The organism is Sphaerisporangium sp. NPDC005289, assembly GCF_040607455.1.
GTDB classification, from domain to species: Bacteria; Actinomycetota; Actinomycetes; order Streptosporangiales; family Streptosporangiaceae; genus Sphaerisporangium; species Sphaerisporangium rhizosphaerae.
On sequence record NZ_JBEXGS010000001.1, the window covers coordinates 32,341 to 45,809 of the forward strand.

Below are 13,469 nucleotides of genomic sequence, written 5' to 3' on the forward strand. Positions count from 1 at the left end.
GCACGGTTCGGACGGGGGACACCGCAGGTCAGCGGGACGCTTCTGCTGACTACTGACTGCCGCAATTGTGAGATCCCGAAGTCAGCCGCGCATCGGCGAAATCACCGGCCTTGACCGGGAGGCGCTCACCCGCCTGCTCGCCGTCAGGACAGGAGGCGGGCCAGGTCCACGCGGGAGCGGATGCCGAGTTGGGCGAAGATGTTCCGCAGGTGGTGGTCGACGGTGCGGGGGCTGATGACCAGCCGTGCCGCCACCTCGCGGTTGGTGGCGCCCTCCGCGACCATCCGCGCGATCTGCTCCTGCTGCGCCGTGAGCCGGGCGATCTGGGCCTGGCGGTCCGCCTGGCGCTCGCCCTCCGGCAGATGGGAGAACGGCCGGGACGCCGGCGTGGACGGGGGCGGGACGGCCTGCCCGGCGGCGCGCAGTTCGGCGCGAGCCTGGGCCGCCCACAGCCGGGCGCCGAACCGTTCGAAGGCGTCGAGCGCGCTGTGGAGGTGCTCCCGCGCCGCGCCGGGACGCCGGTCGCGGCGCAGCGCGCCGCCGAACAACAGCTCCGTCCTGGCCGTCTCGAACTCGCACGACCCGCGGTGGTGCAGGTCGAGAGCGTGGCGGAACAGCTCTTCCGACGCGCCCGGCTCGGCGAGCAACGCGTGGCATCGCGCCGCGAGCGCGAGCCGGTCGGGGTTGCGCGTGCTGCCCGCCCAGCGGTCGAGCACGTCCAGCGCGGCCATGGCGTCCTGCCGTTCGCCGGTGCGCGCCGCGGCCTCGATGAAGGTGGGGGTGGCCATCACCCGGACGACCACGTGGCCGTTCCGGAGCTCGGCGCGCAGCCGGCCGGCGGCGTCGGCGGCCCGGCCGCGGGACAGGTCGAGGTGGGCGAGGGCCCAGTTGCCGAGCGCCGCCGCCACGCCGAGCCCGTGGGCGTCGGCGACCTCCAGGGCGGCCGCGGCCCGGGTGCGGCAGGTCTCCTTGTCGCCCTGGACGGCCGCGGCCAGCGCGAGCCACGCAAGATGCTGGCCCGCGGTGTTGTGCTGGCCGGTCTCCTGGGCGAGCCGCAGCCCTTCGATGGCGTGGCGGGTGACCGATCCGTACCGGCCGAGCCATAGTTCGGCGTTGATGACGGCCGACAGCAGTTGCGGCAGCGCCGAGGCGCCTCCCCGTCCGCGCGCGCTCTCGACGGCCCGGGTGGCCAGGGCGAGCGCGTTGGCGTCGTCGCCGAGCAGCAGGCCGGCCGATCCGGCCCAGACCAGCATGGCCGTGCTGTGGACATGGGGCGCCAGGAGCAGGACGCGGCGCAGCGGCTCGGCGGCCTCGGCGTGCCGCCCGCGCAGGGTGGCCGCCATGCCTTCGAGGAACTCGAACATCAGCCGGGTGGCCGGGCGCTCGTCGGGACGGCGCAGGACGGCGGCGCGCCGGGCGATGGCGAGGAAGCGCTGATGGTCGCCGGCGAAGTAGCCGGCCTCGGCGGCGCGGACCAGGGCGCGGACGCCGAGGGAGCGGTCGCGGTCGAGCAGCCACCCGGCGGCGGCCAGGAACCTGTCGTGCGCGCTGCCGGTCTCGCCGCCGAGCAGCTCCAGGTTGCCGCGCAGCAGCTCGGCCTGGCCGCGCATCTCCGCGGGGACGGTGAGCGGCGACAGCCGGGCGAGCAGCGCCCTGGCCCGTTGCGGGTGGCCCGAGATGGACGCGTGGTGGGCGGCCGCCGCGAGCCGGGCGGCCTTGACCTCGCCGCGCTCGGTCAGCTCCGCGGCGCGTTCGAGGGCGAGATAGGGCTCGGGATGACCGGCGTGCGGGCCGGCGGCCTGCGCCGCCTCGGCGAGCTCGGCGGCCAGCTCGTCCACCGAGCCGTCGAGGGCGGCGGCGCGGTGCCAGGCCCGCCGCAGGCGCTGGTGGTCGTGGTGCAGCACGCCGGCGAGCAGGCGGTGCGCCGCACGCCGGGCGGCCGGGGAAGCGGCGGCGTAGACGACCGGACCCATCACGGGCTCGGCGAAGGCGTACCGGTCGCCCTCGGCGGTGAGGACCCCGGCGACCTCGGCCGGTTCGAGCAGGTCCAGCACGTGCCCGGGCGAGACGCCCCCGCCGTGACCTCGTCCGGCGTCGGGCGGGACGCCGCCGTACCGTTCTCCGGCTTCGGACGGTGCGGCGTCGCCGTGGCGTGGTGCGGCGGCGCGGACCAGGGTGGGGATGTCGAGGTCGGGGTCGGCGGCGACCAGCAGGAGCAGCGCCCGGGTGGCCTCGGGCAGCGCCGCGAGCCGGCGGGTGTGGGCGCGCCAGAGCCGGCCGCCCGGCGGTACGGAGACGGGAGGCGCGTGCGTGCCGGCGAGCCGGCCCGGCGTGAGCGATCCGGTCAGTTCGGCCAGGGCGAGGGGGACGCCGTGGGCGAGCCGTTCGAGCGACGCGCGCAGGTCCTCGCCGAGCCCGGCCGGGGCGAGGTCGTCGAGCATCTGCCTGGCGGCGGCCGGGTCGAGCGGGCCCAGCACCCGCACGGGCACCTCGTCGTCCAGCGCCGCCCCGTGGCCCGGCGGCCGGTCGGCGGTGAACAGGAAGGCGACCGGCTCGGCGGCCAGGCGGCGGGCGGCGAACAGCAGCAGGTCATGGCTGGCCGCGTCGAGGTGGTGCAGGTCGTCGACGCAGACCAGGACGGGCCCGCGGGCGGCCAGGGACGCCAGCCACTCCAGCACCGCCACCGCCGGCCCGAGCGCGTCCCCCGCCTCCTGCGTGGGGGCCACCGGGCTGAACGGGGCGGCGGCGGTCCGGGCCCGCCGGCGTGCCGCCGAAGGCCGGCCCCCTGCCGCCGCCGCCGGGGTGGGCCCGTCCGAGGCTGTGGCGCCTGGAGCACGCGGACCCGTGGCCGAGAGGGGCCGGGAGGCCGGCGGGAGGTGAAGGGTGGCGCGCAGGAGGGCGGCCTGCGGTTCGGGCAGGTGGGGGCCGGGGTCTCCGAGGGGGCGCAGGAGGCGGTGGAGGGCGGCGTGGGGCAGGCCGTGCTCGCTCTCGGCGCCGCGGGTGCGCAGGACCAGGAAGCCGCGCGCCTGCCCGGCGGCGTGGTCGAGCAGGGCCGTCTTGCCCATGCCGGGCCCGCCGGCGAAGAGCATGGCGCCGCCCGAGCCGGTGCGGGCTCGGTCCAGCAGCCGCCGGACCGCATCCTGCTCGGCGTCTCTGCCGCGCAGGACGGCCACCCGGGCGGGGAGTGACGCGGGAGACACGTCTTCCAGTGTTACGCCGAGTTCTCACCGATCGGAAGGGACATGTCCGGTCTGTTGCTTACAGGCCGTTGACTCGGCTGTAGCACGTATGTAACCTTTGGCCAACGCACTGCAAGAATCTTGCAAATCCCTGCTCGCTTTCGTTCCACAGCCTGCAACTTCCGGCTGGACCGCAACGCGTCCGTGCGTCCGCCCGGCTCCCATAAGGGAGGCCCCCGGTGATGTCGGTCTCGGCATCGCGCTGCCGGTCACCGCCGGCGTTACCAGCGCGGCCCCAATCCCCGATCCAGCGCAGCCCCTATCCCCTCCCGCGCTCCCGGCGCGGCGTCATCCTCCCTGCCGGCGCCCCCGGCGCGGAGCCCGCGCGGGCTCTTCCCCGCCCCCTGCCTCTGCCTCTGGCTCGAGATCACCACCCCCCGGCGACCACTGCCGGCGCCACGGCGCCGCCGCGATCCGTCGTCCCAGACGAGAGATAGAGAACGCGATGAGAAAGAAGCACCCCCCGGTATTACGGCTGGTCGCGGCGCTGCTCGCGGCCGGCCTGCTCGTCCTGGCGGGCCCGGTCCTGCCGGCGTCCGCGGTGTCCGGGCCGAACCTCGCCACGGGCAAGGCCGTCACCGCGAGCAGCTTCACCGACGTCTACACGGCCGGCAACGTCAACGACGGCAACCAGGGCACCTACTGGGAGAGCGCCAACAACGCCTTCCCGCAGTGGATCCAGGTGGACCTCGGATCCAGCAGGAGCGTCAACGGCGTCGTCCTGAAGCTCCCCACCTCGGGCTGGGGCGCGCGCACCCAGACCCTGACCGTCCAGGGCAGCACGACCGGGTCGAGCTTCTCCACCATCGTGGGCTCGGCCGGCTACACCTTCACCGGCGCCAACACGGTGACCATCGACTTCGCCACGACCACCACCCGGTACGTGCGGCTGACCATCACCGGCAACACCGGGTGGCCGGCGGGCCAGGTGTCGGAGTTCGAGGTGTACGGGCCGGTCACCGGTGACACCCAGGCGCCGAGCGCCCCGTCCAACCTGGCCTACACCCAGCCGGCCTCCGGGCAGATCAAGCTGACCTGGAACGCCTCCACCGACGACGTGGGCGTCACCGGCTACACCATCTACGCCAACAACGCCGTGCGCGGCACGGTGGCGGGCGGCGTGCTGACCTACACCGACTCCCAGCCCGACACCGCGACCGTGTCCTACCAGGTCACCGCCAAGGACGCCGCGGGCCATGAGTCGGCGGTCAGCAACACCGTCACCCGCACGGGCAGCGGCGGCGGCGGATCCAACCTGGCGAGCGGCAAGCCGATCACCGCGTCGTCGTTCGTGCACACCTTCGTGGCCACCAACGCCAACGACGGCGACCTCACGACGTACTGGGAGGGCGCGGGCGGCAGCTACCCCAACACGCTGACCGTGCAACTCGGCGCGAACGCGAGCGTCAACCAGGTCATGCTGAAGCTGAACCCCGACAGCGCGTGGGGCACCCGCACGCAGACCATCCAGGTGCTCGGCCGCGACCAGAACTCCACGACCTTCACCGGCCTCGCCTCGGCCGCGACCTACACCTTCAACCCGGCGTCGGGCAACACGGTGACGATCCCGGTGTCCGCCACGGTGGCCGACGTCCAGCTCCGGTTCACCGCCAACTCCGGCGCGCCGGCCGGGCAGGTGGCCGAGTTCCAGGTCATCGGCACCGCCGCCCCGAACCCCGACCTGACCGTCACCGGCATCACCTCCTCCCCCGCCTCGCCGGTGGAGACCGACGCCGTCACGCTGTCGGCGACCGTGCGCAACGGCGGCACGGCGGCCTCGGGCGCCACGAACGTCAACCTTTACCTGGGGAGCACCAAGGTCGGCACCGCGTCGGTCGGCGCGCTGGCCGCCGGGGCCTCCACCACCGTCTCGGCCAACATCGGGCCGCGCGACGCGGGCACCTACCCCATCACCGCCAAGGTGGACGAGTCCAACGGCGTCGTGGAGCTGAACGAGGCCAACAACTCCTACACCAGCCCCACCTCGCTCACGGTCCGGCCGGTGGACAGCTCCGACCTGGTGCCCGTGGCAAGCTGGACGCCGAGCAACCCGGCGGCGGGCAACACCGTCACCTTCACCGTGGCGATCAAGAACCAGGGCACCGTGGCCTCCGCGTCCGGCGCGCACGGCATCACGCTGACCGTCACCAACGACGGCGGGACGGTCGTGCGGACGCTGACCGGCTCCTACAGCGGCGCGATCGCGGCCGGCGCCACCACGGCGCCGATCAACCTGGGCACCTGGACGGCGGCCAACGGCAAGTACACCGTCAGGACGGTGCTGGCCGCCGACGCCAACGAACTGCCGGTCAAGCAGGCCAACAACACCACCGGCCAGTCGTTCTTCGTCGGCCGGGGCGCCAACATGCCCTACGACATGTACGAGGCCGAGGACGCGGTGGCCGGCGGCGGCGCGCAGGTCGTCGGGCCGAGCAGGGACATCGGCACCGTCGCGGGCGAGGCGTCCGGCCGCAGGGCCGTGACGCTGAACGGCAACGGCAGCTACGTCGAGTTCACCACCAAGGCGAGCACCAACACCCTGGTCACCCGCTTCTCCATCCCCGACTCCTCCGGCGGCGGCGGCATCGACTCGACGCTGAACATCTACGTCAACGGCTCCTTCCTCAAGCCGATCAACCTGACCTCGCGGTACACCTGGGTGTACGGCGCCGAGGCCGGCCCGTCGAACTCGCCGGGCGCGGGCCCGCCGCGGCACATCTACGACGAGGCCGGCGTCATGCTCGGGCAGACCGTCCCGGCCGGCAGCAAGATCAGGCTGCAGAAGGACCCGGCGAACGGCACGACGTACGCGATCGACTTCATCAACCTGGAGCAGGTGTCGCCGATCGCCAACCCCGACCCCGCCAGGTACGCGGTGCCGGCGGGCTTCACCCACCAAGACGTGCAGAACGCCCTGGACAAGGCGCGGATGGACACCACGGGCACGCTGGTGGGCGTCTACCTGCCGCCGGGCACCTACGACACCGCCTCGAAGTTCAACGTGTACGGCAAGGCGATCAAGGTGGTCGGCGCCGGGCCCTGGTACACCCAGTTCCGCGCGCCGCAGAACCAGGAGAACACCGACGTCGGCTTCGACGCCTCCTCCTCGGCGAACGGCTCCTCCTTCTCCGGGTTCGCCTACTTCGGCAACTACACCAACCGCATCGACGGCCCGGGCAAGGTGTTCAACTGGGCCAACGTCGCCGACATGACGATCGACAACGTGTGGAACGAGCACACGGTCTGCCTGTACTGGGGCCAGAACACCGACCGGATCACGATCAAGAACTCGCGGATCCGCGACCTGTGGGCCGACGGCGTCAACATGACCAACGGCAGCACCGACAACCACGTCACCAACATCGAGGCCCGCACGACCGGTGACGACAGCTTCGCGCTGTTCTCGGCCATCGACGCCGGCGGGGCCGACGAGAAGAACAACCTCTACGAGAACCTGACCGCCCTGACGCCGTGGCGCGCCGCCGGCGTGGCCGTCTACGGCGGGTACGCCAACACCTTCCGGAACATCTACATCGCCGACACGCTGGTGTACTCGGGCATCACGATCAGCTCGCTGGACTTCGGGTACGCGATGAACGGGTTCGGCGCCGACCCGCCCACCCAGTTCCAGAACATCTCGATCGTCCGCGCGGGCGGCCACTTCTGGGGCCAGCAGACCTTCCCGGCCATCTGGCTCTTCTCGGCCTCGAAGGTGTTCCAGGGCATCCGCATCAGCGACGTGGACATCGTGGACCCGACCTACAGCGGGATCATGTTCCAGACGCAGTACATCGGCGGCCAGCCGGTGAACCCGATCAAGGACACCATCCTGACCAACGTCACGATCTCCGGCGCCCGTAAGAGCGGCGACGCGTTCGACGCCAAGTCCGGGTTCGGCGTCTGGGCGAACGAGCTGCCCGAACCGGGCCAGGGCCCGGCGGTCGGCTCGGCGACGTTCAACAACCTGGTGCTGAGGGACAACGCCGTGGACATCAGGAACACGACCTCGACCTTCACCATCGTCCGCAACTGACCTGAGAACGACCCGCGACCGAACCGCGCGGCCGGCCCACGACCGAACCGAGACCGACCCGCGGCCGGCCCGCGAATGCTCCCGGGGCACCATCGCCCCGGGAGCATTCGCGTCTTCCACGACCGGTATTGCCTACCTGCAATATGGGGATTACGGTTGACCGTGCCATATCGAGGGGAAGACGCGATGACCTTGACGTTCCACTGGTTCCTGCCCACCTACGGCGACAGCCGGGACGTGGTGGGCGGCGGTCACGGCCTGCCCGCCGGCGCGGCCGGCGGCGCCCGGCCCGCCACGCTGGCCTACCTCCGGCAGATCGTGCAGGCGGCCGAGCAGCTCGGCTTCGTCGGGGCGCTCACGCCCACCGGCGCCTGGTGCGAGGACGCGTGGCTGACCACGGCCATGCTGGCCGCCACCACCGAGCGCCTGAAGTTCCTGGTCGCCTTCCGGCCCGGCTTCGTCTCCCCCACCCTGGCCGCGCAGATGACCGCCACCTTCCAGCGGCACTCCCAGGGACGGCTGCTGCTCAACGTGGTGACCGGCGGCGAGAGCCACGAGCAGCGCGCGTACGGCGACTTCCTGGACAAGGACGCCCGCTACGCGCGGACCGACGAGTTCCTGCACATCGTCAGGTCGCTGTGGCGGGGCCAGAGCGTCGACTTCACCGGCGACCACCTGCGCGTGGAGGGCGCGCGCCTGGACCGGCTGCCCGACCCTGTGCCCGAGGTCTACTTCGGCGGCTCCTCCCCCGCCGCGGGGCGGGTGGCGGCCCGGCACGTGGACGCCTACCTCACCTGGGGCGAGCCGCCGGCGGCCGTCGCCGAGAAGATCGCCTGGGTGAACGGCCTGGCCGCGGCCGAGGGGCGCACGCTCAAGCACGGCATCAGGCTGCACGTCATCACCCGGGACACCGGCGAGCAGGCCTGGGCGCAGGCCCGCAGGCTGCTGGACGGCATCGACCCTGCCACCGTCGAGAAGGTGCAGGCGGGCCTGGCGCGCAGCGAGTCCGAGGGGCAGAAGCGCATGCTCGCCCTGCACGGCGGCAGGCGGGACGAGCTGGAGATTTATCCCAACCTGTGGGCGGGCGTCGGCCTGGTTCGCGGCGGCGCGGGAACGGCCCTGGTCGGCAGCCACACCGAGGTGGCCGACCGCATCGAGGAGTACCACCGCCTGGGCATCACCGAGTTCGTCATGTCCGGCCACCCGCACGTCGAGGAGGCGTACTGGTTCGGCGAAGGCGTCCTGCCGATCCTGCGCGAGCGCGGCCTGTGGCGCCACCCCGCCGCCACCGACGAGACCGCCGCCGCCATCCCCTTCGCCGCCACCGGCTCCGGCTGACCTCCGAGCACGGAACGCGCGAGGGCCGCGGGAAAGGTGCTCCCGCGGCCCTCGCGGCCGTTCACGGCCCGGTGGCGGCCCCGCGCGGGGCCGGCCTCAGGTCAGATCCGAGCATTTACGGGCGTCGGGGTCCTTGCCGGCGCCCGGCACCCAGCGGACGTTGGCGAAGGACACCGAGAAGGCGGCCTCGGTGTAGACCAGGAACGGCGTGTTGACGTTCTCGAAGTCCAGGTTCGGCGAGAAGCACGACACCGGGATCTTGACGGTGGCCTTGCTCCCCACCGGCAGGTTCTGGAACAGCGAGGTCGCCACCACCTCGGCCAGGCACGGGTACACGCAGTGCGAGCTGATCACCGTCCGGCCGGCCGGCGGCTGGTGGACGATGGTGTCGAACTCCAGGGCGGCGTCGGCGTTGAGGTAGCCGCGCAGGTCGGTGCCGCCGGCCGGGTTCTGCATGTAGAGCTGCGCGGGGCCGCCGGTCCAGGTGGCCTTGAGGCCGTCCTGCTGGAGGTTCACGTCGGAGGGCACGACGTTGATCTCGGTGTGGGCGGCCTCGCCGTCCGGGCCGATCTCGGTGCCGCCCCAGTTCTCCGCCGAGCCGATGTAGCTCTTGTACGGGGCGACGTCGGTGCGGTTGAACACCTCCAGGTCCTCGGTGGCGGTGCCTCCTCCGCCGCTGGTCGAGCCGCACGCGCCGGTCTGCGCGGTCTCGTCGAGGGTCCCCACCGAGCCGGTCTGCCCGTAGCGCAGGCCGTAGCCGATCGGGAAGAGCGGGTCGTATCCCTGGTCGCCCACGTTGAGCGGGGTCTGGCAGGCGTCCTTGGGCCAGGAGTAGGACAGCTTGCCGGTGTAGCCCTGCCCCGTGCGCGGGCCGCGCACCAGCAGGTCGGCGACGCCGCCGCCCTCGGTGCCGGGCAGCCAGGCCGCGACGAACGCCTCGGAGCGGTTGAGCTCCTTGTTGACCTGCAGCGGGCGGCCGGAGAGGTACACGGTGACGACCGGGGCGCCCTTGCCGTGGACCTTGTCCAGGACGGCCAGGTCGCCGGGGTAGAGCGCGGCGGCCTGCAGCGAGCGGCGCCCGAGGTCGCCGACGCCCTCGGCGTACGGGGTCTCGCCGATCACCGCGACGACCGCGTCGTACTGCGAGGGGTCGACGCCGTCGGCCGTCTCGCTGAAGGTGACGTTGGCGGCGCCGAGCGCCTCGCGCAGGCCGGCGAGGATGCTCGTGCCGTGGGGGAAGTCGGCGTTGGTGTTGCCGGTGCCCTGCCAGCTGAGGCTCCAGCCGCCGGTCTGGTTCTGCAGGCTGTCGGCGCTCTTGCCGACGACCAGCACCTTGGACCTGGGGGACAGCGGCAGCACCCTGCCGTTGTTCTTGAGCAGCACCTGCGACTCGCGGACGGCCTTGCGCGCCAGCGCCTTGGCCTGAAGGGCGTCGGCCGAGCCGGCGAAGGCGCGCGCCGAGGGCTTGGGCGCGGTGAACACCCCGGCGCGCAGCTTCACGCGCAGGATGCGGGTGACCGCGTCGTCGATGCGCGCCATCGGGATCTCGCCGCTCTGCACCTGGGCGATGGTGTTGGCGATGAACGCCTTCCAGTCGTTGGGCACCATGATGACGTCGACGCCGGCGTTGATCGCTCGCGCGCAGCTGGAGTTGGTGCAGCCGGTGACCTGCCCGTGGGCGTTCCAGTCGCCGACGACCAGGCCGTCGAAGCCCATCTTGCCCTTGAGGATGTCGGTGAGGGCGTGCTTGCTGCCGTGGATCTTGCCCTCGTCGATGCCGAGGTCGGCGTTGGTCCAGCTGTTGAACGACGCCATGACGGTCTGTGCGCCCGCCGCGAGCGCGCCGTAGTAGCCCTGGCCGTGGAGATTGATCATCTCGGCTTCGGACGAGGGGTTCACTCCCTGGTCGGTGCCCTTGATCGTGCCGCCGTCGCCGATGTAGTGCTTGGCGGTGGCGATCACGCCCTTGTCATCGACGCCGCGGGGGTGCATGCCCTGCAGGCCGCGGACCGCCTCGTAGCCGTAGGCCCGGGTGATGCGCGGGTCCTCGGAGAAGCCCTCGTAGGTGCGGCCCCACCGGTCGTCGCGCACGACGGCGAGCGTCGGGGCGAACGCCCAGTCCTGGCCGGTGGCGCGGACCTGCTTCGCCGTCGCCTCGCCGATGTCGCGGACCAGGCACGGGTCGTGCGCGGCGCCGAGCGCGATGTTGTGCGGGAAGAGCGTCGCGCCGTACACGTTGCTGTTGCCGTGGACGGCGTCGATGCCCCAGATGACGGGGATCTTGGTCCTGGTGGCGAGGGACGCCTGCCAGAAGGCGTCGGCGACGTCGAGCCACGCCTTCTGCGGCGCGTGCTTGTCGCGGCCGGGCCAGGAGCCGCCGCCGTTGAGGATCGTGCCGATGGAGTACTGCGTGACCTCGGCCGGGGTGATCGCGTTGATCTCCGGCTGGGTCATCTGGCCGACCTTCTCGGCGACGGTCATACCCGAGACGATCTTGGCGATGCGCCGCTCGTCGGCCGGGTTCTTCTTGACCCGGCTGTCGACCTTGGGCCAGTCGGACAGCTTGGGAAGGCTCTTCTCGATGCGGGCGCAGCCGTGCTCGTCCATGGCGGGCTTGCCGACCACCGGTTGCCTGTGGCCCTTCGCGCTGTCGGCGCCCGCGGTGGGCGTGCCCACGGCGCCGCCCGCGAGGAGCGCGAGGCCCGCCACCAGCGCCGTGGCGCCCCGGCGGGCTCTTGATCGGACAGGAGGTCTGGTCATGGAGCATCCGTTCTCGTTTGGACTGCGCGGATCGTCCGCGGCTCCCCCCGCAGCCGCACTGTTCGGATACTGACCATGTGACAGCGCCGAGTCAAGTGATGATAGAGCGCTCTCCGAGCCCCATGGGGCACCCGGTACGACCCTGCGGGCGGCCCGCCACCCGGCGAACACGGGGCTGAGCAGGCGTTCGCGTACCGCGTCCGCGGACCGGGACGACGCGGGTGAGAGAGCGCTTTCACCCCCGGCCCGCGACCCGGCGGGCGGCCGAGGATGAAAGATGCCGCCGAGCACGCCGGCGCGGCAGGGTCGCTCGGTGCGGTCGGGGCCGGTCGATGCGGTCGGGGCCGGTCGATGCGGTCAGCCGATGCGGTCAGCCGGTCGATGCGGTCGGCCGGCGCGGTCGGTCGATGCGGTCGGCCGGCGCGGTCAGCCGGTGCGGTCTGCCGGTGCGGTCAGGCCGGTCGCAGCCGGAACAGCTCTTCGGCCGCCTCGACGCAGGAGGTGCCGAGCTCGTGCGCGGAGAAAAGGTGCAGCCCGTCGGCGGTCTCGATCTCCAGCATGTCCCAGCGCAGTCCGTACCGGGCGTTGGCGGCCACCCGGATGTGCTCGACCAGCGGCCAGGGCACCCGCTCGCGCCGCGCCATCCCGGTCACCACGGTGAGGCCCCCCTCGTCCGCGGCCAGCCGCACCGGGGCCAGCACGTCACGCAGGGCGAACCCGGCCAGCAGCACGGCGGCGGCCGCGCACAGCAGCATGCCGCGCGTGTCCCCCGACACGGCGAAGGCGATGACGGCGAAGGCGGCCGCGGCGGCTCCCTTGAGGAGGGTGTACTCGCGCCGGACCCGCCACTGCCGGGAGAGGGCGGTCATACCCGAACGCTACCGTCCGCCCCGCGCGGCCCGGCCGTCTCCCGCCGTCCCGCCGTCCGCGGCCGTCTCGCCGTCCGCTTCGGGCCGTCCGCCCTCCGGCCGGCGTTCGCCCTGCCCCGGGCCCTGGCTCTCGGCCTCGCTCCCGGGCCGGGCCTCCCGGGGCTCGGCGCCGATCTCCCCCGGCATTCCGGCCTGCTCCTCGGCGTCCATCTTCCTGATGTCGCGGGGCTCCACGTACGGCTCCCGGTCGGCGGGGTGGCCGGAGGCGATGGCGCGTCCCCGGGCCAGCTCGGCGTCGAACTCCACCCCCAGCAGCACGGCGATGTTGGTGATCCACAGCCAGACCAGGAAGACGATGACCCCGGCCAGCGCCGCGTAGGTCTTGCTGTAGGAGGAGAAGTTCGCCACGTAGAACCCGAAGACCAGCGAGGCGAGGATCCACAGGACCACGGCCAGCACGCTGCCGGGCGTCACCCAGCGGAAACCGGGCTGCTCGACGTTGGGCGCCACCCAGTACAGCAGGGCCAGGACTCCCATCACCGCCACGACCAGCACCGGCCACTTGGCGATGCCCCATACGGCGAGCCCGGTGTCGCCGACGCCGAGCACCTTGCCGGCCTGGTCGGCGAGCCCGCCGGTGAACACCACCGCCACGGCGCCGGCGGCCATGAGCACGACGAGGACCGCGGTGATGCCCACCCGCAGCGGCAGCGTCTTCCAGATGGGCCGCCCCTCCGGCATCTCGTACATCACGTTCGCCGCCCGCATGAACGCCCCGACGTACCCCGAGGCCGACCACAGCGCGACCGCGATGCCGATGGCGGTGGTGACGCCGGCGGCGCGCGGGCTGCCCTGCAGCGCGTTCAGCACCTGGCCGAGGATGTCGCGGGCGGGCCCGGGGGCGACGGCGCCGAGGTTGTCGACCAGCGGCTGGATCGCGGGCCTGCCGAACAGCCCGAGCAGCGACACCGCGGCCAGCAGCGCGGGGAACAGCGACAGCACGGCGTAGTAGGTGAGCGCGGCGGCCCAGTCGGTGACCTTGTCCTGCTGGAACTCCTTGACGGTGCGCTTGAGCACCCCCCACCACGACCGTCCCGACAACTGCAGGGGGCCCTCGGGCGCCGTCCCCGCGTCCCCGGACCGCTGGAGGTCTCGACGCTGGATGTCGTGGTAGGTCATCTCCCGCACCATCTCCACACCGGCGCGTCGTGCGCGCCTTCTTCCCGCCCT

6 protein-coding genes are annotated in these 13,469 nt (G+C 72.8%); 2 read left to right on the forward strand and 4 right to left on the reverse strand.

Annotation, left to right across the window (positions count from 1 at the left end):
* Positions 1-143: 143 nt before the first annotated feature.
* The gene (locus ABZT47_RS00115) at positions 144-3,200 is read right to left on the reverse strand and encodes an AAA family ATPase (protein ID WP_354834115.1); all 3,057 of its coding nucleotides are present in this window, start codon (positions 3,198-3,200) and stop codon (positions 144-146) included.
* A 484-nt stretch (positions 3,201-3,684) separates the two neighbouring features.
* Between ABZT47_RS00115 and ABZT47_RS00120 the strand changes: the two genes are divergently transcribed.
* Both ABZT47_RS00120 and ABZT47_RS00125 read left to right on the forward strand, forming a co-directional pair.
* Positions 3,685-7,272, forward strand: a complete 3,588-nt coding sequence (locus ABZT47_RS00120; protein ID WP_354834118.1) for a discoidin domain-containing protein — start codon at positions 3,685-3,687, stop codon at positions 7,270-7,272.
* Positions 7,273-7,458: 186 nt separating this feature from the next.
* Positions 7,459-8,610 carry an LLM class flavin-dependent oxidoreductase gene (locus ABZT47_RS00125; protein ID WP_354834121.1) on the forward strand — a complete coding sequence of 384 codons (1,152 nt, stop codon included), beginning with the start codon at positions 7,459-7,461 and terminating at the stop codon, positions 8,608-8,610.
* A gap of 96 nt (positions 8,611-8,706) precedes the next feature.
* Here ABZT47_RS00125 and ABZT47_RS00130 read toward each other — a convergent pair whose 3' ends face one another.
* The 3 genes from ABZT47_RS00130 to ABZT47_RS00140 form a co-directional block, all read right to left on the reverse strand.
* The gene (locus ABZT47_RS00130) at positions 8,707-11,370 is read right to left on the reverse strand and encodes an exo 1,3/1,4-beta-D-glucan glucohydrolase (RefSeq protein WP_354834124.1); all 2,664 of its coding nucleotides are present in this window, start codon (positions 11,368-11,370) and stop codon (positions 8,707-8,709) included.
* Between the two features lie 452 nt (positions 11,371-11,822).
* Positions 11,823-12,239 (reverse strand): PH domain-containing protein, encoded by a 417-nt coding sequence (locus ABZT47_RS00135; protein WP_354834127.1) that lies wholly within the window; start codon positions 12,237-12,239, stop codon positions 11,823-11,825.
* 9 nt (positions 12,240-12,248) lie between these two features.
* A complete protein-coding gene (locus ABZT47_RS00140; protein ID WP_354834130.1) occupies positions 12,249-13,418 on the reverse strand; it encodes a YhjD/YihY/BrkB family envelope integrity protein in 1,170 nt (389 codons plus the stop codon).
* Positions 13,419-13,469 lie beyond the last annotated feature (51 nt).

Coding starts and splice junctions, on each gene's coding strand:
- ABZT47_RS00135 (WP_354834127.1), bottom strand. CDS start 12,239: ATGACCGCCCTCTCCCGGCAGTGGCGGGTCCGGCGCGAGTACACCCTC.
- ABZT47_RS00140 (WP_354834130.1), bottom strand. CDS start 13,418: ATGACCTACCACGACATCCAGCGTCGAGACCTCCAGCGGTCCGGGGAC.
- ABZT47_RS00125 (WP_354834121.1), top strand. CDS start 7,459: ATGACCTTGACGTTCCACTGGTTCCTGCCCACCTACGGCGACAGCCGG.
- ABZT47_RS00120 (WP_354834118.1), top strand. CDS start 3,685: ATGAGAAAGAAGCACCCCCCGGTATTACGGCTGGTCGCGGCGCTGCTC.
- ABZT47_RS00130 (WP_354834124.1), bottom strand. CDS start 11,370: ATGACCAGACCTCCTGTCCGATCAAGAGCCCGCCGGGGCGCCACGGCG.